Origin of the sequence: Citricoccus sp. K5 (genome assembly GCF_902506195.1) — a bacterium.
Lineage (GTDB): Bacteria > Actinomycetota > Actinomycetes > Actinomycetales > Micrococcaceae > Citricoccus.
Genome location: NZ_LR732817.1, coordinates 134840 through 154980 on the forward strand (window position 1 = coordinate 134840; position 20141 = coordinate 154980).

The 20141-nt window shown below is 68.7% G+C and carries 16 protein-coding genes and 1 riboswitch; of the genes, 9 read left to right on the forward strand and 7 right to left on the reverse strand.

The features are described from left to right. Nucleotides 1-8: 8 nt before the first annotated feature. Nucleotides 9-1577 (reverse strand): TIGR01777 family oxidoreductase, encoded by a 1569-nt coding sequence (locus BOSE125_RS00610; RefSeq protein WP_159548625.1) that lies wholly within the window; start codon nt 1575-1577, stop codon nt 9-11. Nucleotides 1578-1613: 36 nt separating this feature from the next. Between BOSE125_RS00610 and BOSE125_RS00615 the strand changes: the two genes are divergently transcribed. The 6 genes from BOSE125_RS00615 (at nt 1614) to BOSE125_RS00640 (ending at nt 10599) form a co-directional block, all read left to right on the forward strand. Beyond that, nucleotides 1614-2819, forward strand: coding sequence for an MFS transporter (locus BOSE125_RS00615; RefSeq protein ID WP_159548628.1), 1206 nt, complete (start codon nt 1614-1616; stop codon nt 2817-2819). A 119-nt stretch (nt 2820-2938) separates the two neighbouring features. After that, nucleotides 2939-3070, forward strand: a riboswitch (glycine riboswitch). A 182-nt stretch (nt 3071-3252) separates the two neighbouring features. Continuing rightward, a complete protein-coding gene (gene gcvP / locus BOSE125_RS00620; RefSeq protein ID WP_201301240.1) occupies nt 3253-6252 on the forward strand; it encodes an aminomethyl-transferring glycine dehydrogenase in 3000 nt (999 codons plus the stop codon). A gap of 11 nt (nt 6253-6263) precedes the next feature. Then, complete coding sequence (gcvT, locus tag BOSE125_RS00625; RefSeq protein WP_159548634.1) at nt 6264-7481, forward strand: glycine cleavage system aminomethyltransferase GcvT; 1218 nt, start codon at nt 6264-6266, stop codon at nt 7479-7481. Between the two features lie 175 nt (nt 7482-7656). Beyond that, complete coding sequence (locus BOSE125_RS00630; RefSeq protein ID WP_159548636.1) at nt 7657-8802, forward strand: thermonuclease family protein; 1146 nt, start codon at nt 7657-7659, stop codon at nt 8800-8802. A gap of 18 nt (nt 8803-8820) precedes the next feature. Next, entirely contained in the window at nt 8821-9249 is a 429-nt protein-coding gene (locus tag BOSE125_RS00635) for a LexA family transcriptional regulator (RefSeq protein WP_159548639.1), read from the forward strand. Nucleotides 9250-9291: 42 nt separating this feature from the next. Further along, on the forward strand, nt 9292-10599 hold the full coding sequence (locus BOSE125_RS00640; protein ID WP_159548642.1) for a Y-family DNA polymerase: 1308 nt from the start codon (nt 9292-9294) through the stop codon (nt 10597-10599). A gap of 7 nt (nt 10600-10606) precedes the next feature. On the opposite strand, the gene BOSE125_RS00645 is transcribed toward BOSE125_RS00640, so the two are convergent. Continuing rightward, nucleotides 10607-11302, reverse strand: coding sequence for a response regulator transcription factor (locus tag BOSE125_RS00645; RefSeq protein WP_159548645.1), 696 nt, complete (start codon nt 11300-11302; stop codon nt 10607-10609). A gap of 561 nt (nt 11303-11863) precedes the next feature. Here BOSE125_RS00645 and BOSE125_RS00650 point away from each other — a divergent pair. Together BOSE125_RS00650 and BOSE125_RS00655 are read left to right on the forward strand one after the other, a co-directional pair. Further along, complete coding sequence (locus tag BOSE125_RS00650) at nt 11864-12913, forward strand: sensor histidine kinase (protein ID WP_159548648.1); 1050 nt, start codon at nt 11864-11866, stop codon at nt 12911-12913. Between the two features lie 280 nt (nt 12914-13193). Then, a complete protein-coding gene (locus BOSE125_RS00655; protein WP_159548651.1) occupies nt 13194-14438 on the forward strand; it encodes a CynX/NimT family MFS transporter in 1245 nt (414 codons plus the stop codon). A gap of 32 nt (nt 14439-14470) precedes the next feature. Here BOSE125_RS00655 and BOSE125_RS00660 read toward each other — a convergent pair whose 3' ends face one another. From BOSE125_RS00660 to BOSE125_RS00675, 4 genes are all read right to left on the reverse strand, one after another. Then, entirely contained in the window at nt 14471-15211 is a 741-nt protein-coding gene (locus BOSE125_RS00660) for a DsbA family protein (protein ID WP_159548653.1), read from the reverse strand. 81 nt (nt 15212-15292) lie between these two features. Further along, complete coding sequence (gene thiD / locus BOSE125_RS00665) at nt 15293-16138, reverse strand: bifunctional hydroxymethylpyrimidine kinase/phosphomethylpyrimidine kinase (RefSeq protein WP_159548656.1); 846 nt, start codon at nt 16136-16138, stop codon at nt 15293-15295. Nucleotides 16139-16164: 26 nt separating this feature from the next. Continuing rightward, entirely contained in the window at nt 16165-16641 is a 477-nt protein-coding gene (locus BOSE125_RS00670; protein WP_159548659.1) for a hypothetical protein, read from the reverse strand. A 67-nt stretch (nt 16642-16708) separates the two neighbouring features. Continuing rightward, nucleotides 16709-17857, reverse strand: a complete 1149-nt coding sequence (locus tag BOSE125_RS00675) for a 4-oxalomesaconate tautomerase (protein ID WP_236557747.1) — start codon at nt 17855-17857, stop codon at nt 16709-16711. A 97-nt stretch (nt 17858-17954) separates the two neighbouring features. Between BOSE125_RS00675 and BOSE125_RS00680 the strand changes: the two genes are divergently transcribed. Further along, nucleotides 17955-18620 carry a GntR family transcriptional regulator gene (locus BOSE125_RS00680; RefSeq protein WP_236557748.1) on the forward strand — a complete coding sequence of 222 codons (666 nt, stop codon included), beginning with the start codon at nt 17955-17957 and terminating at the stop codon, nt 18618-18620. Between the two features lie 45 nt (nt 18621-18665). Here the strand turns inward: BOSE125_RS00680 and BOSE125_RS00685 are convergent, their stop codons facing one another. Beyond that, nucleotides 18666-19940, reverse strand: a complete 1275-nt coding sequence (locus BOSE125_RS00685) for an MFS transporter (RefSeq protein ID WP_201301242.1) — start codon at nt 19938-19940, stop codon at nt 18666-18668. Between the last annotated feature and the right edge of the window lie 201 nt (nt 19941-20141).

The window sequence follows — 20141 nt, forward strand, 5'->3', positions numbered from 1 at the left end:
GCCGGCGGTCAGCGTCCCAGCACGTGCCGCAGGGCCGATTCCAGGTCCGGCTGGCGGTAGGCGTATCCGGACTCGTGCGCCAGGTCCGCCCGGGCCTGCTGGTCCGCCTCCACCAGCAACCGGTTGCCCTCAGAGCCCAGCAACGCCGTGGGGGCGGCCGCGGGCAAGGGAACGGCCGAAGGGCGGCGAAGCACCCGTCCGAGGGTGGCGGCGAAGTCCCGGGCCTGGACGGGCTCCGGCGCGGTGCCGTTGACCGGCCCCTCCACGGTGTCCGTGAGCGCGGCGTGGGCGAAGAGCCCTACGATGTCGTCGATCGAGATCCAGCTCTGCCACGGGTTCCGGTCCTTGCCGGTGCCCAGGGGGCCGCCCGCGCCGAGGAGGAACAGCGGCAGCAGCTGCTGCAGGACACCACCAGCCGGTGTCAGCACCAGGCCGGTACGGATCATCGCCGTCCGGACCCCAGCCCGGGCGGCCGGCGCGGTGGCGCGCTCCCACTGCTGGCAGACCTCGGCCAGGAAGTCGTCCCCGGGCGGATCAGTCTCCCGCAGGCCCTCACCGCGAGGGCCGGTACCGGCCTCGGCTCCGTAGTAGCCGACCGCGGACGCGTTCACGAGGGCCCGGGGTTGGCCGTCGTCGGCCAGCTCCGCGAGCGTCCGGGCGAGCAGGCCGGTGGCCGCCAGCCGGGACTGCAGCACCTCGGATCGGTGGGCCTCCGAGAGTCGCCCGCCGATGGTCTCACCGGACAGGTTCACCACGACGTCGGCACTCCGGAGCGCTTCGGCGTCCAGTGTCCCGGCGGCCGGGTCCCACACGATCGTCTCGTCCGCAGGGGTGTGGTGGCCGCCGCGGACCAGGCGCAGGACCCGGTGTCCACCGCTGCCCAGCAGGGCGCACAGTTGGGTGCCGATCAGGCCGCTGGCCCCGGACACGGCGATGGTCAGCGGGCGGGAGTCGCCGGACCCGTCGGACTCAGCGGATGGCACGGGGTGGGCGGCGTGGAAGGCCAGGTCCTCGCGGAGCTGGGCTGCCCGGTAGGCGAACTGCCGGTCCAGCTCGGACTCGAGGCGCTCCTCCGTCCACCGCCCGGCCCGGGACCACACCGAGCCCTTGCGGCGCAGGACCGCTCCGGCCGGGAGCTCGTACTCGATGTGGTCGACGACCACGCACCCGGGGCGGCCGTCCGCGGTGTCCGCCTCCCCGGGGGCCGCGTCCTCGAAGCTGTGCGTGTGGACCCAGGACTTCAGCGGACCAGAGGACATCTCGTCCCGGAACATGCGGTCCGGCTCTAGGGCGGTGTGCCGAGCCGTCCAGGGGACCTCGGGGGCGAACCACTGCGGTAACCGGAAGGGCAACACGGTCCTGGCCAGGCCGGTGGCGGACTCCAGGCCCAGGCCCAGCGAGCCCGGCGCGCTGATGCCCAACCGGGCGACCGAGCCGACGTCGAGCCCTTCCGGTTCACGCCGCACGGAACCGGCGAACGGTGGCGTGAGGCGGACGAGCGCACCGCGCCGCGAGAACCAGGCGAACACGGCGGATCGATCATGGGGGACCAGGGAGCGACGCTCAAAGACGGGCATGGGCCAACTCTTCCACATCCGACCTAGGGTGAGGGGGTGAGTAGGAACCTGGCCGTCGACCGTGGGCCCTCGGGCCTGTTGGGGTTGCTGTGGATCGCGATCTGGGGCTTCTCCGGCTTCTTCCTCAGTTACTCGACCATGGTGCCCATCGCCCTGGACCGAGGACTCTCCTCCGTCACCGGCGGGACCCTGCTGACGGTCATGATGGTCAGCGTCATCGCGGTCCAGCCCTTTGCCCCAGCTCTCCGGCAGCGCTGGGGCCCGCGGCGGGCGATCGGCGGGGCGCTGCTGCTGATGGCGGCCGGGCACGGATCCGCCCTGGTCATCAGCCACTCCATGGCGTCCCTGATGGTGACCGGGCTCGCCGTCGGCTGTGGTTTCGGGATACTCGTGGTCTTGGCGACGGCGGCCGTCCCGGCGGTCTCGCGCCCCGGCCGGGCTGGCCGGGCCCTCGGGCAGTTCGGGGCCACCACGTCAGCGGCCGCCGCCGTCGGAGCGCCGCTGGGGCTGTGGTTCAGCGGCGTGGTCCCGCTGGAGACGTTCCGGCTCGTCGCCGCCGCCCTGGTGCTGCTGGCCTTGCTGACGTTGCCCCGGGTCCCAGGCCAGGTCAGTCCACTTCCCGGCCGGCTGCCGCCGGCAGCCGCCGTGGTGGAGGTACCCGGATCCGCGTCTCCTGCGGAACCGGCCGCCGCACGCCCTGATGCGGCCCGCGCGTCGGGCCAGGCCTGGTCCGGACTGGTCCCGGTGCTGCTCCCGTTCCTCGTCGGCATGGCCGCCTACGGACTGGTCATCGCCTTCGGCCCGGGCGGGGCAACGGCGAATCCGGCCCTGTTCATCGCCACCATGCAGGGTTCCTCGGTGGTGGGGCGATGGGTGGCCGGTTCTCTCACGGACAGGAGAAGCCCCGCGGCGGTGTACTCGGTTGGCATCGCCATGACGATGGCCGGACTGCTGGCCACCACCTTTGCCCCGCCGGGATGGCTGCTGGCCGGAGGCCTGGCAGTGATGGGACTGGGGATCGGGACCGTGCAATCGGCGAGTCTCGTCATGGCCTTCGCCCGGGCCAGCAGCCACGGTGCCGCCAGTGTCGGATGGAACATGAGCTTCGATATCGGCCTGGGTCTGGCCGGGGTGTTCGGCGGACTGGGGTTCACCTACCTCGGACCGGGTGCCACCTTCGCCGGGGTGGCGGGGCTGCTGCTGCTCGCCTCGATCCCGCTCTGGCTGCGCCGCCGTCGCTGAACGGCCTCATCGACGTCACACGACATGACCGTCCGAGCCCAAGGCCGCATTCGGCGTCAATTCCTGCGACTCAGTTGCCGAGGGGCGGGCCGTCTGTGGAAGACTGGTCGGCACGTCACGCACCCAGCGCGGGAGAGTGCCGCAACCCCACCGCCGGAGGTCCCTGGACCGACCGGACACCGGGGGGAGTGGCCGCCGAAGGAGCAATTTCTCCCCGAGAATCTCTCAGGCACCGGTACCGCGCAGGGCATGGCGACTCTGGAAAGCTCCGGGGGCCCAAGCGCCCTCGGACACCGACGGTGCAAGGACGTATCCTCCAGATACGGGCGGAATCTCTCAGGTTGATGACAGAGCGGGGAGGTACCGTTCCGTGCCCACAGCGCCCTGGAGGACCACCATGCAGACCACCACCGCAACCGCCGCCGAGACACCGATGCCACGCCACGAACCGCGGGACACCGCCTCAGCCCCCTTCACCAGCCGCCACATCGGCCCGCGACCCTCAGATGCCGATCAGATGCTGGCCGAGCTGGGCTTCGACTCCCTGGCCGACCTCGTGGACGCGGCCGTCCCCGCTGACATCCGCCAGCAGACCCCGCTGAACCTGCCGCCGGCCCTCACCGAGGCGGCCGTGCTGGAGGACCTGCGCGCCATCGCGAACCGCAACATCGTCAAGACCCAGATGATCGGCCGCGGCTTCTTCGACACCGTTACCCCGCCCGTGGTGCTGCGCAAGGTGCTCGAGAATCCGGCTTGGTACACCGCGTACACGCCGTATCAGCCGGAGATCTCCCAGGGCCGCCTCGAGGCCCTGCTGAACTTCCAGACCATGGTCTCCGACCTCACCGGCCTCGAGATCGCCAACGCCTCGATGCTGGACGAGTCCTCGGCCGCCGCGGAGGCCGTCCTGCTGATGCACCGCGCCAACAAGAAGGCCAAGGACGGCATCACCCTGCTGGACGCGGACCTCTACCCGCAGACCCGGGCCGTGATCGAGGGCCGTGCCCTGGCGCTCGGCCTGGACGTCCGCACCGCCGACCTCGCCACCGGCCTGCCCGCCGAGCTCGGTGCCGACCTGGACGAGAAGGGCCTGTGCGGCATCGTCCTCCAGCAGCCCGGCGACTCCGGCCGGGTCCATGACCACTCCGCCGTGATCTCCCAGGCCAAGGAGCGGGGCGCCATGGTCGCGATCGCCGCCGACCTGCTGTCCCTGGCCCTGATTACGCCTCCGGGAGAGCAGGGCGCGGACATCGCCGTCGGCAACACCCAGCGCTTCGGCGTCCCGCTGTTCTTCGGCGGCCCCCACGCCGCCTACATGGCCGTTCCCAAGGGTCTCGAGCGCCAGCTGCCCGGCCGCCTGGTCGGCGTCTCCCAGGATGCCGCGGGCCGGCCCGCGTACCGCCTGGCCCTGCAGACCCGTGAGCAGCACATCCGCCGCGAGAAGGCCACCTCCAACATCTGCACCGCTCAGGCCCTGCTGGCCATCACGGCCTCCATGTTCGCGGTCTACCACGGCCCGGAGGGCGTCACCGCGATCGCCCAGCACGCCCACCGCCAGGCCACCCGCCTGGCCGCCGCCCTGGAGACCGACGGGTTCCGTCTCACCCAGGACGTCTTCTTCGACACCATCCAGGTCTCGGTGCCCGGCCTGGCCCGCACCGTGGTCACCGCCGCCGAGGCCGCCGGGGTCAACCTGCGCCTCGTGGACGCCGGAACGGTCGGGATCTCCTGTGACGAGACCACCACGGACGAAGACCTCGTGGCGGTGCTCTCCGCCTTCGGCGCCCCGCGCGAGTCCCTCCCGGCCCGCCAGGACAGCAGCTCCGCCAGCACCAGCACGCCCAGCGCCAACTCCAACGGAGACACCCATGACGCCGGCGCCCCGGCTTCTGCCCGCATCCCCGCCGCCCAGCGGCGCACCAGCCAGTTCATGACCCACCCGGTGTTCAACACCTACAAGTCCGAGACCCAGATGCTGCGATACCTCAAGCGACTCTCGGGCTATGACCTGGCTTTGGACCGGACCATGATCCCGCTGGGCTCGTGCACCATGAAGCTCAACGCCACCGCCGAGATGGAGTCCATCTCCTGGCCGGAGTTCTGCTCCATCCACCCCTTCGCCCCGGACCACCAGACGGAGGGCTGGCGCTTCCTGCTGGGAGACCTGGAGGAGAAACTGGCGGAGATCACCGGCTACGCGGCGGTGTCCATCCAGCCCAACGCCGGTTCACAGGGTGAGTACGCGGGCCTGCTGGCCATCCGCCGCTACCACCTGGACAAGGGTGAGGGCGAGCGGGACATCTGCCTCATCCCGGCCTCGGCCCACGGCACCAATGCGGCCTCGGCGGTCCTCGCCGGGCTCAAGGTGGTGGTGGTCGCCACGGCTCCGGACGGCACCATCGACTCGGCTGACCTGGAGGCCAAGATCGAGGCCAACTCCGGCAGGATCGCGGCCATCATGATCACCTACCCCTCCACGCACGGTGTCTATGACGCCGATGTCCGCGAGGTCTGCCGCAAGGTCCACGAGGCCGGTGGACAGGTCTACATCGACGGCGCGAACCTCAACGCGCTCGTCGGTCTCGCCCAGCCGGGGCAGTTCGGCGGGGACGTCTCCCACCTGAACCTGCACAAGACCTTCTGCATCCCGCATGGCGGTGGCGGACCCGGGGTGGGGCCGGTGGCCGTGGCTGAGCACCTCAAGCCGTACCTGCCCAGCGCCGAGCACCCGATCACCGCCGCACCGTACGGTTCGGCCGGCGTCATGCCGATCTCCTGGGCCTACCTGTACCTGATGGGCGGCGAGGGCCTCACCGAGGCCACCCGGTACGCCCTGCTCAACGCCAACTACGTGGCGAAGAAGCTCGGGGAGGCCTTCCCGATCCTCTACACCGGCGAGACCGGGCTGGTGGCACACGAGTGCATCCTGGACCTGCGGGAGCTCACGGCGAAGTCCGGGGTCACGGCCGAGGACGTTTGCAAGCGCCTGATCGACTACGGCTTCCACGCCCCCACGCTGGCGTTCCCGGTGACCGGGACCCTCATGGTGGAGCCGACCGAGTCCGAGGACCTGGCCGAGATCGACCGGTTCATCGACGCCATGCTGGCCATCCACTCCGAGATGGAGGCGACCACCCCTCAGACGCTGGCCGACTCCGTGCTGCGCAACGCGCCGCACCCGGCCGAGGTGCTCACCGCGGACGAATGGGACCGTAGCTACCCGCGCTCGCAGGCCGCCTACCCGGTGGACTCGCTGCGCCGGGACAAGTACTTCCCGCCGGTGGGCCGCATCGACGGTGCCTGGGGAGACCGCAACCTGTTCTGCTCCTGCCCGCCGATCGAGTCCTTCGAGGCGTCCGATCCCGCCGATGCCGCGGCGTCGGCCACCGCCGTCGCGGACAACATCGAGTCCTCCTCCGCCGTCTCCCACTGACAGGACCCACCATGAGCGAGAGCACGAGCAACAGCACCACGCCGCTGCACGGCGTCCACATGGAGGCCGGCGCCTCCTTCACCGACTTCGGCGGCTGGCAGATGCCCCTGAAGTACGGCTCGGAGCTGGCCGAGCACCAGGCCGTCCGCACCTCCGCCGGACTGTTCGACCTGTCCCACATGGGTGAGGTCCGAGTCACCGGCCCGCAGTCGGCCGAGGCGCTGGACTACGCCTTGACGGCCCGGGTGTCCGCCGTCGCCCCGGGGCGGGCCAAATACTCGCTGATCTGCACCGAGGCAGGGACCATCTTGGACGACCTGATCGTCTACCGGGTGGATGGGGGCGGCGGTGACGCGAGCGAACCGGAGACCCGTGAGTTCCTCGTGGTCCCCAACGCCGGCAACGCGCCGGCCGTGGCCGCTGCGCTGACCGAGCGCTCCGCCGGATTCGACGCCACGGTCCGCAACGAGTCCTCGCAGACGGCGCTGGTCGCCGTGCAGGGACCGCAGGCCGCCCGGATCATCGCCGCCGTCCTGCCGGAGGCAGAAGCGGCCGAGCTGGACGGAATGAGGTATTACTCCGCCCGCCCGGCTACGATCCGGACCGGCGGGGACGCTGGCGAGATCACTGTCCTGGCTGCCCGCACCGGGTATACCGGCGAGGACGGCTTCGAGCTGATCATCGGACCCGTGGCGGACCGTGGGGTGTTGTCCACCGCGGCCACCGCGGTCTGGCACACGCTCCTTGAGGCGGCGGAGGGCCTTGGCGTCGGCCTACTCCCGTGCGGGTTGGCCAGCCGGGATTCCCTGCGCCTGGAGGCCGGCATGCCGCTCTACGGCAACGAGCTCGACCTCGGCCACCTGCCGAGTGAATCGGGGGCCGGCAATGCGGTGCCGCTCAAGACCAAGGAGGGTGACTTCGTCGGCAGAGACGCTCTGCTGGCCGCCCTTGAGGCCGGCACCGGCATCACCACCGGCCAGACGATCGTCGCGTTGAAGGGCACCGGCCGCCGGTCGGCGCGGGCCGGGTATCACGTGCTCGACGGCGGCGGCCACCGGATCGGTGAGGTCACCTCCGGGGTCCCCAGCCCCACGCTGGGTCACCCAATCGCCCTGGCCCGCATTGATGTCGCGTTCAAGGACGCCGGCACGGAGCTCTCCGTGGACCTGCGCGGCAAGGCCGAGCCGTTCACCGTGGTGGAACCGCCGTTCTACCGCCGCGCCCAGTAGTGCCGCCGCGGCCGCCGCGCCAGCCGACGGGCCGGCGTCGTCCAGCCTTGGGGTTCCGGGAGAGGAGGGCCCGCTTGGTAGACTTCCCTGAGCTTGCGGGCCCTCCGCGTCACCTTGGTTCTCCTCTGTTGCCCGAGCTTCAGTGCCACCTCGATCACCCCACTGCAGGAAGAACATGACAGAACAGCGAACGGCCCGACGGGTCCCCGTACTGGGCATCATCGCGTTCGTCCTGCTCGCGGCACTCCTGCTCACCCTGGGCGTGTTGAGCGCCATCAAGGGCGTGCGCACCGCCGAGTCCAACGGCCACGTGGTGCGCGTGGAGGATGGCAGGACCTTCGTGGTGAACATGGACGGGACCGAGGAGACCGTGACGCTGGCCGGTGTGATGGTGCCCCGGCTGGCGGCCGAGGGGGAGGAACCCACTGTGGAGAACTGCCTCGCGGACGAGGCCATGACCAACCTGGCTACCCTCCTCGAGCCGGGGGACATGGTCCAGCTGGAGTATCCGGAGGAGTCGGACGGCCCCGAGGGCACCCGGCTGGCCCTGGTCCACCACGGGGGAGAGGTCGTCAACCTCCAGCAGACCGAGGCAGGGTTCGCCGTGCCGCTGTCCGAGCAGCCGAGGGAGGGGTTCGGCAGCGAATTGCGCGAGGCCCAGACGACCGCGCGCAGCGAGGAATCCGGACTGTACTCCTCCGCCGCCCCGTGTACCCTGGCCGGCCGGATCGGACCCGCGCTGACCGCCTTGGAGGGCCTGCCGGAGGACCGTCCCACCACCTCCGCCGAGGCAGAGACCCAGATCGAGACGATCTCGGCCGCCGTCGAGCAGGGCGTGGCCGCGGAGAAGGCCTTCGCCACCATCGATCCCGAGGAGACCTCCCTGGCCTCGCTCGCCTGGGCCGCGGACGTGCCCCGACTGCAGGAGAAGTTGACGGGCGCCCTGTCCGCCGCGCAGGCCGAACTGAAGGCACTGGACGGCACACGCAACGTGCTGGAGACCCGTGAGCGGGAGGAACTCGAACGCCAGGCCGAGGAGAAACGGCAAGCTGAGGCGAAGCGCCAGCGCGAGGCTGCTGAACGCCAGGCGGAGGCGCAGCGCGAGAAGGCTCAGCGGGAGGAAGCCGAACGCCAGGCCGAGGAAGAACGGCGCCAGGCCGAGGAATCAGCCTCTGCCGATGACTCGGCCTCTGCTCCTGCTTCCTCGCCCCCGCCGTCGTCCCCGTCCCCGTCGCCGACGCCGACTTCCAGCCCGGCGTCTCCGTCCTCCAGCCCGGCCTCTCCGTCCTCCACGGACACCGACGCCGGCGGAGACGACTAGGGTCCGCGCGGCGACCGCATGACCATCTCGCCGCCGCCCGGGGACGGGCCGGAGCCGACGTCGGCCGCTGGGCAGGCGCCCCGCGCCCACGGTTTCCCCTCTCCTGCCCGGGACTACCTGGACGGCGGGATCGACCTGAACCGCGAGCTCGTCCGGGACCGTACCTCGACGTTCCTGATGCGGGTGTCCGGACAGGCCATGGTCGGCTCCGGCATCGGCGACGGGGACGAGCTGGTCGTGGACCGGGCGGCCACGCCGCAGGACGGCTCGGTGGTGGTGGCCGTGGTCAATGGAGAACTCCTGGTGCGTCGGCTGGTCCTCGGGGCGGCAGGGGGCCGGCGTACCGTGACCCTGCAGACCGACGACGGGGCGGCGCCCCTCACCGTGGAGGATGCGGATGCCCTGGAGATCTGGGGCGTGGCCACGTACTGCCTGCACCGCCTGTGAGCGTACGGTGAAGCCCACGGTCGACGCAGGAAGGGCAATGTGGTGACTGATCACCTGGCTTTGGTGGACGTCAACAACTTCTACGTCTCCTGCGAACGGGCCTTCGATCCCGGGCTGGAGAACCGGCCGGTGGTGGTGCTGTCCAACAACGACGGCTGTGTGGTGGCGCGGTCTCCGGAGGCGAAGGCACTCGGGCTCAAGACCGGGATGCCGTGGTTCCAGATCGCCCCGCAGGCCGCCCAATGGGGACTCGTGGCGCGATCCTCCAACTACGAGCTCTACGGGGACATGTCCGCCCGCGTGATGGAGCTGTTGGGCCGTTGGGGCACCTGGCAGCAGGTGTACTCGATCGACGAGTGCTTCATCGGGTTGACCGGCACCCCGCAGCAGGCTCTGCAGGCCGGGAGAGAGGCAAGGGCGGCGGTGGCCCGGCACCTCGGGCTCCCGGTGTGCGTGGGGATCGCCTCGACCAAGACCCTGGCGAAGTTCGCCAACCACGTGGCCAAGAACAACCCGCACGACGCCAGAATCGGAGGCGTCTTCTCCATGGACGCGGCTCTGCCCGCCTTCGTGGACCGGTTGATGGAGCGGCTCCCGGCCACCGAGGTCTGGGGTGTGGGCCGCATGTCAGGGGAGAAGCTGGAACGGCTGGGAATCCGGAGTATCGCCGAACTGCGTTCCGCCGACCCGGCGTGGATTCGATCCCGGTTCTCCGTGGTGCTGGAACGGACCGTCCTGGAACTGAGCGGGGTGCCGTGCATTCCGGACGTGGATGAGCAGGCGGGCCCGGCCCAGGTCATCTTCTCGCGCTCGTTCTCCAGGCCGGTGACGACCGGTGCGGACATGGACGATGTCATGAACCTCTACGCGCAGCGCGCCGCAGCCCGCTTGGCAGTGCAGGGCCAGCAGGCCAGGACCGTCCTGGTCACGGCCGGGACCTCCCGGTTCTCCGGGCCCGGTGGATCGGTCTCCAGGTCCGTGGCCCTTCCGCGTGCCACTGCAGACCCGATTGCCATCACCCGGGCGGCCGTGGGCGCGATGCGGTCCGTGCTGCGGGAGGGAGTGCCCTACACCCGCGCCGGCGTCATGCTGTCCGGGTTGGGACCAGCGGGAACGGGGCAGGAGATGCTGACCGGATTCGAGGACATCGAGGGACCAGATGGATCCGACGGCGGCCCCGACCGGCATCTGGAGGACGTCCTGGAGCGTGTCCGCGGGCGGTTCGGCGGAACTTCGATCGGCCTCGGGCCTGGCGGTCTGGCCGAGCAGGGGACGTGGACCATGCGCCGTGAGTTCGCTTCGCCGCAGTACACCACGAGGTTCTCGGAGTTGCCCGTGGTCCGGGCCTGAGGCGGAGTCAGCCCAGGGACAGGGTGACGAGCCCCAACTGCGCGGCGCGGATGATCACCTGGACGCGGTCCCGGACCTCGAGCTTGTCCATGATCTTGGACAGGTTGGCCTTCACGGTGGATTCGGAGATATGCAACTCCTCGGCGATCTCCGGATTGGAGCGGCCCCGGGCCAGCAGCCGCAGCACATCGAGTTCACGAGGCGTCAGGTCCGAGCCGTCCGGGTCTCCGGCGGCCACCGTGGCGGTCCCGACGCCAGGGCGGTCATCCTCGATGGAGGAGAGCAGCTTGCGAGTCACAGCGGGGGAGAGGACGGACTCCCCGCGGTGCACGCTCCAGATGGCGCCGATGATCGTCTCCGGGTCGGCGTCCTTGAGCAGGTAACCGGCCGCGCCCGCCTTCAATGCCGGCACGAGGTAGGGCTCCGACGTGAACGTGGTGATGGCCAGGACGCTGGTGTCCGGGAACTCCGCGGTGATGCGCTCGGTGGCCTCGACGCCGCCCATGACGGGCATCTGCATGTCCATGAGGACAACGTCCGGGTGGACGGCGCGAGTGGATTCCAATGCCTCCTCGCCGTTGGCGGCGATGCCCACGCACTCCATGTCGGCGGTGTTCTCAACCAACAACTTAAGTGCTCCGCTCATTAACGGTTGGTCGTCGACGATCAACACAGACAGAGGGGAGGCAGAGGAATCGGGCATGGGTTCAGCGTAGTCGTGAAAACGGCGAAAGGGCTTGACGTGTTCAAACCGGTGTTGGCCCCTGTTCCGGCGCCACGCCGTGCTCCAACCTAGGAATACGCTGTAAAAGTCCTCTGAATGTGGAGAACGCCTCGTCGGCCGGTGATAATGAAGCTATGAAACGCACCCTTTTGGCCTCAGCGGCCGCTGTGCTCGTCTCCTCCGCCCTCCTCGTTTCCCCGGCTGCGGCCGCGGAAGCCCCGACCCCGTCATCAGCGTTGTCCCCCACGCTCCAGACCCAGCCCCTCGCCAAGAGTTCCTCCGGTGGTATGTCCACCATGGGAATGGGGGCAGGTTCTCAAACCTTTTGGTGCGTGACGTTCAAGCTCTTCTGCTGATCAGGAACTCATGACTCAGATACTGCCGGCTGGTCCTTTTCAAGGGCCGGCCGGTTTCTGGCATTCTCGGCCTCTAAGTCGGGCGCTCCTCGTTTTGGTGTCCGTCTTTATTACGATCTCGCTCGTCTCCGACATTTTCTTGGCTCTATCGGACGATGCACGATTGTCGCCAGAGGTCACGTTGGTGAACCTGCTGACCTGTTTGGCCTTTTACGTGCTGTGGACTCGTACTACTTTTGCCTTTGCTGCTCTAATCCCAGCGTTGGTGACAGGCCACTTGATGAACAGCATCGACAGCAATGCGCTGCCAATGCTCTTGATGCCTCTCATGCTGGCCTCCGTTGCTGCAACCGCAACGAGACTCTTCAGTTACCTGGCGCTCGCGATCGCTCTTTCTTGGGCCCTGTTGATGCCGATCTCTTTCCCGGATGGTGGTGACATCGCTTGGATCTCGGTGCCCTTCAGCCTCGCAGCCTGGGGCATCGGTTTCTTCATCGGTTGGTCCCTCGACCGTCGTGCGCAAGACCGGCGACGGCTAGCTGAGGCCACTCGACGAGCAGCGATAGCTGCCCAGGAAGAGCGACGTTCCCTGGCCCGGGACCTGCATGACATCGTGGCCCACAATCTGACCATCATCTCGATGCAGGCACGTGCCGCCACCTATGCCGGAACAGATGAGGCCGCCAAGACGGCGGTGGATGTCATCGGCAGCTCGGCCGGCGAAGCTCTGGGTGACCTGCGGCGGATGTTGTCCCTGTTGCAGGCGGAGGGCCTGGTGGCGGGCGATCAGGAATCCGCGCAACGGGAACTCGGTGAAGGAGCCTCCGCGCTGGATCTCGAGTATGGCGCGGTGAAGTTCGGACGGATGCTGGAGGGCCTGGGGATCTTCACGACCGTGGACACTGGCGATCTGGAGCAGGACATTCCCCAGAGTGTTGAGACCGCCTTGTATCGCGTCCTCCAGGAGGCCGTGACCAATGTGGCCAAGCACTCCGGGGAAGGTGGCGAATGCCGCATCGCCGTGCACGTCCGGGAGGGGCAATTGGAGCTCGCCGTGGACAACACCCTGCCGATGAGTGGATCGGCCACGCGCGCGGGATGGAATTCCTCCGGCAGCGGTCTGATCGGGATGCGGGACCGCGTGGACGCCTTCGGGGGGACCATGTCCTCGGTGCGCGACGGTCAGTGGTGGAGGGTCCGGGCTGAGGTTCCCCTGCACGGAGCCAACGCCTAGTCAGATTATTGATGTGACATGCGTCACATATGTGGTCACAAGACTAGCCAAAGGTCCAATGGCAGTCAGGTCGCCACGCGGGTTAACCTGAAAGGGCCCCATGAGACGGTGCACACGGATCGGACGGTGGAATAAGCCCGGGGGGATACGGGCCCACCAATCCAATATCCGCTGAGAGGCGGTGGCTATGCCACCGCCTCTCAGGTGTTTAAGGGACACGTTCTCGGTGAGGCCCGTCTCACGGGCGGTGCAGTCTGGCCCTCACATTAGGGTGTCAAGAATGAACGCCCCGTCTGGCGTGGACGCTGCGCAGCCAGCACGCACACGCTTTTCCTGGATCCCCATCGTCATCGCCGGCGTGGCTGCCGCCATGCATATCTGGAAACTCCCTGAGGCCTTGTCATTCGTCCAGGATGACCTGGGGATGACCCTCATCGAGTCCGGAGTGCTGCTCGGCATCGTCCAGGTCGGTTCGATGGCCCTGGGCCTCGCGATCTCCCTCTTCTCGGAAGTTCTCGGGCTGCGGCGCACGCTACTCATCGGGCTGAGTCTGCTGACCGTGGGCTCGCTGGCTGGAGCCTTCGCGGAGACCACCGGCTTCCTGATGGCCACCCGCGCCTTGGAGGGTGTTGGCTTCCTGATGGCCACCGTGGTGGCGCCGCCCCTGATCCGTCTGATCACGCCGCCCGCCAGGACGAACATCGCCATGGGCTGGTGGGGCTCCTTCCAAGGGCTGGCCACTTTCGTGGCGGTTCTGGCATCCACCCTGCTGCTCACGAGCGTCAGCTGGCAGGTCTGGTGGGTCGTGATGGCGGTGGTCACCGCGGCAACCATCCCCCTGATCGTGGTGTTCGTGCCCCCACCGCCGTCGGACCGTGACTCCAATGTGAGGCTGGCGGCACGGCGCGTGGGCGCCACCGTGAAGACCCTGACCCCGTGGATGGCCGGCATCGTCTTCGCCTGTTACACCCTGCAATGGGGTTCGGTCATCGGCTTCCTGCCGACGATCTTCGATGAGGCCGGAGTCGGAGGGCTCTGGCCGGGTGTCTTCACCGCGATCGTCGGCGGGGTGAACGGGGTGGGGAACATCCTCACCGGCCGGCTGCACCAACGGGGCATCCCCATGCGGCGGCTGGTGCTGATCGGCTTGGGCACCATGGGTGTGGCCTCGATCATCACCTTCGCGCCGGACTGGTCGGGTGTGCCGGGTGGACTGGTGGTGCAGATCCTCGCCGTGACGCTGTTCTCCGGAGTCGGCGCCCTGGTTCCCGCCAGCCTGAACCGGATCGCCGTGGACATTGCCCCGCCCAACGGCTCCGGGGCAGCGGCAATGGGGCTGATGGTCCAGATCTACAACGGGGCCAACTTCGTCGGACCCATCATCCTGGCCACCATCGCCACCGCTGCGGGCAGCTGGCACTTCTCCTGGGTCATGACCGTCTCGGCGACGCTGTTGGGCATCATGCTGGCCTGGCGGTTCCTCTCCGCACGCCGACTGGGCATCGACTTCCAGCATCGCGTCTGACGCGGCTCCAGGGACGTCGGTCGGGGGGAAGGTCAGTCGCAACCCTGGGGGCCGCAGGCCTGTCCGTTGAGATCGTCCGGCCCACCAGCACCCCTCGGGTTGCCGGGCGCCGACTGCACCATCTGTAGCGGCTGGAACTCCGTCCAGGACTGTTCGAGTGCCTGGGTGAAGACCTCGGTGGGCTGGGCGCCGGAGATGCCGTATTTGCGTCCGAGTACGAAGAACGGGACCCCGGTGACCCCCAGGGCTTGCGCGGTGGCCAGATCCTGCTTGACGGCCGTCTCCCAACGGTCCTCGGACAGGGCCTCGTGGACCTGCTCGGCGGTGAGCCCGGCGGCGGTGCCGAGCTCCACCAGCACCTCCTCGTCACCGATGTTCCTGCCGCCCTCGAAGTGGGCGCGGAACAGCTGTTCCTCAAGGTGCTCGGCCGTCTGCAGTGAGACCGCCTTGGCGCGTTGGATCACCCGGTGGGCCTTCCACGAGTTCGCCACCACGAGACGGTCGAAGTCGTAGTCCAAGCCTTCGGCGGCGGCCTGCTCGGTCACGTGCGCCAGCATCGCGGTCACCTGCTCGCGGGGCATGCCCTTGGCCTCGGAGAGGTAGTCGATCTCCTGGCGGTGATCGTGCTCAGGCAGCGTGGGATCGAGCTGGAAGCTCTTCCACTCCACCTCGACCCGATCACGGTGCTCGAACGATTCCAGGGCCCTCTCGAACCGGCGCTTGCCGATGAAGCACCACGGGCAGCCGACGTCGGAAAAAATCTCGATCTTCACCTCAATCACAACCCGGGGTGAGGCGGGGGTATTCCTGGCCGGCCGGCGTCGGGGTCCGGGGGACGACGCCGGCCGCGCACCTCAGGCGCGGCGCAGACCGCCCTGCCACAGGGCGTCGAACGGGGTGTTGCCGGTGACGCGCTGGCGGATGCCCTCGGTGACGAACTCCTTGGCGCGGCGGGCCGCCTCCAGTGGCGTGGCACCCTTGGCGAGTTCCGCGGTGACGGCGGCGGCCAGGGAGCAGCCGGCGCCGGAGACCCCGTGGTCGCCGATCTTGGGCGCGGAGAGGACCTCGAGGGTCTCGCCGTCGTAGAAGACGTCCAGGGCGTCCGGACCGTCGAGCTTCATGCCACCCTTGGCGAGGACGGCCGCGCCGGAGACCTCGTGGATGCGCTTCGCCGCTTCCTTCAGGTCCTCCAGGGTGCGGACGGTGACCCCGGACAGCTGCTCGGACTCGAAGTGGTTCGGGGTGGTGAAGGTGGCGAGGGGCAACAGCTCGGCCTTGAGGGCGCGGTCCGTGTCCAGCGCGTGGCCGGGCTCCTGGCCCTTGCAGATCAGCACGGGATCGAGGACCACGTGGTCCCACTCCTGATTCCTCAGGGCGGTGGCCACCGTGGAGATGGTCTCCGGGGAGCCCATCATGCCGAGCTTGGTGGTCTTCAAAGAACCGGCATAGTCGGCCTGGATGGCCTCCAGCTGGTTGGCGATCACGTCCGCCTGAACCGGGACGAAGCGGTGGTTCCAATCGTCCTTCGGGTCGAAGGAGACGATGCAGGTCAGCGCCACGATCCCGAAGGTGCCCAGCTCCTGGAAGGTCTTCAGGTCCGCCTGGGCGCCGGCGCCGCCGGTTGCTTCGGAACCGGCGATGGTCAAGGAGAGAGCGGGGGTGTGCACGTCGTACTGATCAGTGGAAGGCATGCGCACCATGTTAATCCCCTTCGGCCGGTGGCGGGTCAGACCGCCGCAGGGGTCGCTTCGGGACGGACGACGTTCACCAGCGGCTGGGCCACGGCGCGGCCCAGGGCCATCAGGATGGCGGCCGGGAAGCCGATGATCGGAATGAGCATGGGCACCAGGCCACCGACCCCGGAGAACAGCACCGCCAGTCCATAGAGCATGCCGACCAGTGCGTAGCCGATCACATGGATCCACTGGTTGGTCTTGTGGCGGAAGAGCCAGTTCACCAGCAGGCACAGCGGCAGACCGATGACCAGACCGGCCAGACCGACGGTGGTCAGCAGCGGAGTCAGGGAGCCATAGGCCTGTAGCGCCGGGATGAAGTTCAGCACCAGCACGATCGCGGCCATGAGCAGGTTCGGCGCCAGCCAGGCCACGAGGAAGCCGTAGAGCGACATCTTCAGGCGTGGGCGGGGTCCGGCGGCGTCGGGCCGCTTGCGGCGGCTCGGCTTGACCGGAATGGGGGTGGTCATGGGCGTGCTCCAGTAGTGGCGGTGGCGGAGGGGCCGTGCCAGTCTACCGGCGGGAGCGTCCGCCCGCTCAGGCGAACGCGATGCCGTCCATCAACTTGCGGGCCGTGCGCACGCTGCCGGTGACGAGGACGGTGGGTTCGCCGGACGCTGATGACCGGCCTGCCTCTGAGGCGTCCCCAGAATCGACCTCCACCACCAGGTCCGTGTGGCCCGTGGGATGCTCCACCCGCGTCTCGGCCGCATCGTGGTCACCGCTCAGACCCGCCACCACCGTGCCTGGCACCTGCCAGGCCACCGCCACCGAAGCCCCGGCGAACACTCCGATGGCCTCATGGACGCGCTTCGGGATGAAGCACCGCGTGTTGAACGTCCCCCCGCTCCGGGCCGGAGCCACCAGGCAGACCTTCGGCACCGTGGTCTCGCTGACGTCCCCCAGCCCCATGGCGACGCCGGCCTCGAGCCGCACGGCCTCGACCGCGGCGCACAGCTCGGCATCGGCCTCCAGCGCGGCGGGCTCCTCGGTCCCCTCCAAGCCCAGTGCCGCGGCATCGATCACGACGACGGGCATCCCGTTGTCCACGCACGTCACCTCGACCCCGGCGAAGGTATCGATGCGGTTCCCCGTGGGGAACAGGGCTCCGCAACTGGACCCGGCGGTGCCCTGGTAGTCCAGGACCACCGGGGCCGCGGTCCCCGGCACCCCCGCGATCTCCGCATCGCCCTCGTACGCGACGCGACCGGCCGGCGTCGTGACCCGGGCGCGGGCCACGGAACCGGTGTTGACCATGTGGATGACCACCTCGGTGGTGCCGTCCTGGGCGGGGACGAGGCCGCGTTCGACCGCGAAGGGACCGATGCCGGCGAGGATGTTGCCGCAGTTCTGCCGGTCAGAGACGGTCGCCTCGTCGACGGAGACCTGGAGGAACAGGTAATCCACTCCGCCGTCTGAGCGCGGAGAGACCACGGCGACCTTGCTGGTCAGGGGGTGCGCTCCACCCAGCCCATCAATCTGCCGTGCGTCCGGGGAGCCCATCAGTCGAAGCAGCAGGGCATCCCTGGCGGCCGGATCGGCGGGTAGATCCTCAGCCAGGAAGTACAGTCCCTTGGAGGTTCCTCCGCGCATGACCATGCACCGGACCTCGGTGGCGGGCCCGACCGGGAGAGTGTCCCTGCCGTGGTGGGCGGTTGTGGTGGGCGAGGCGGGGTCTGGGCTCACGGTGTATTCCTTCGCCAAATCGGCTGCGGCCTGCATCATCTGTGACAAAATTGTTTACAATCAGTTCCATCATGGCTGACGAGCGGGGGAGATTCCAGTGGCAACAGCAACGCGGACCAGTGCTGCGGTGAACGCGACCGACGTGGCCGACCAGATTCGCGCGGCCATCTTCGCTGGCGAGCTGGTGCCGAACCAGCGGCTCGTGGAGGCTGACCTGGCCGAGATGTACGGGGCCAGCCGCGGCCATGTGCGCACCGCCCTGTCTGAGCTGACGGTCGAGGGCCTCGTCGAGCGGATCCAGAACCGCGGTGCCCGCGTCCGGTCCGTCCCCGTGGAGGAGGCGATCGAGATCGTGGAGGTCCGCTCTGCCCTCGAGGCGCTGTGTGCCGCACGGGCGGCCATGCGCATCACCGATGCCGAGGCCGAGGAGCTGCGTCAGATCGGGCGGAGCATGGAAACCGCCGTCGAGACCGGGGATCAGGCCGCCTACGCCCAGGGCAACACAGACCTGCACTCCACCCTGATTCGCCTGTCCGGACAGAAGACGGCCGCCGCGACGATCGACCGGCTCCGCGCCCAGGCCGTGCGCTTCCAGTACCGCCTGTTCGCCAAGCCGGGACGCTCGCAGCAGTCCCTGCCCGAGCATCTGGCCATCATCGACGCCGTCTGCGCGCGCGAGCCGGAGGAAGCGGCCCGGGCCATGCGCGAGCACCTGATGTCCGTGGGTGCGGCCATCGAGGAATCGGTGCGGTCCGGGGCCTGAGGACTGGAGCAACCGACGGCTGTCCTTCCGGTGATCAGTCGGTGGTCAATTCATGCTCAACGGCTGCTTGCTGGTCTCCTTGGCCAGGGCGACGGCGATCAGCGACACGGCGGCAGCGGCCATCAGGTACCAGCCGGGAGCTATGGTGCTGCCGCTGGTGGCGATCAGCCAGGTGGCCACCAGGGGTGCGGTCCCGCCGAAGAGCGCGTTGGAGAGGTTGAAGCTCACGGCGAACCCTGAGTAGCGGACCTTGGTGGGAAACATCTCGGCCAGAAAGCTCGGCAGGGTGCCGTCGTTGAGGGTGAGCATCCCGCCGAGCAGGATCTGCACCAGGAGGACCACGAGGAAATTGTCCGTGTCCAAGAGATGGAACGCCGGGATGGTGAAGAGCAGGAAGGCCACCGATGCGCTCATCAGCACCCGTTTGCGGCCGAAGCGGTCCGAGAGTGAACCCGTGACGAAGATGAAGCCGATGTAGGTCACCAGGGCAACCGTGGTGGCGAAGTAGGACGAGGTCTGGTCGAGGCCGAGCTCCTCGGAAAGATAGGTCGGCATGTAGCTGAGGATGACGTAGAAGCCCACGGCGTTCAGCAGCACGGCACCGGCCGCTTGCACGAGGCTCGCCCAGTGGTCGCGGAACAGGGAACTCACGGGGGCCTTGACTGCTTCATCCTTGACGGCCATCTCGCGGAAGGCCGGGGTGTCCTCCAGCTTGCTGCGGATGTATCGGCCGATCAGGCCCATGGGTGCGGCGAGCAGGAAGGGCAATCGCCATCCCCAATCGGTCATCTGCTGGCTGTCCAGCGTTGCCGTCAGGATCGTGGCGATGAGTGACCCGAGCAGCAGGCCGGTCGCCGTGCTGGCGGGGACCACTGCGGCATAGACGCCGCGCTTCCCTGGTGGGGCGTATTCCACGAGGAAGGCCGAGGCCCCGGCGTACTCGCCGGAGGCCGAGAAGCCCTGGATGAGGCGGAGCAGGAGCAGCAGGAGCGGCGCCCAGATGCCGATGGTGACGTAGCCCGGGATGAGAGCGATGAGGAAGGTGGCCAGGGACATCAGCAGGATGGACCAGGACAGGGCGACCCGGCGTCCGAAGCGGTCGCCGATGTGACCCCAGAAGAAACCACCGAGCGGGCGCACCAGGAAGGACACGGCGAAGAGCGAGAAGGTCAGCATGAGGCCCGTGGCCGGGTCTGAGTCGGGGAAGAACACCGCTGTGATGGTGACAGCGAGGTAGCCATACATGGCGTAGTCGAACCACTCGACGAAGTTGCCGATGAAGCTGGCTGTGACCACCCTCCGGCGCGTGGCGGTGTCCACCGGAGTATGGGTCTGCCCGCTGAGGGTCGAGCGCGTTCCGGCGGCGGGTGGCGGCTCGGTGGTGCCGGGGGCAGCAGTGCGGAGCGATGGATCGGTCACGGTGGTCTCATTTCAGCAGTTGCAATGAATGCAATCGGGTTGCGCGATTGCTACCAGTCTGCTGATGTGACGTAGGCCACGTCAAGGGCTTGAGTCCTGGGA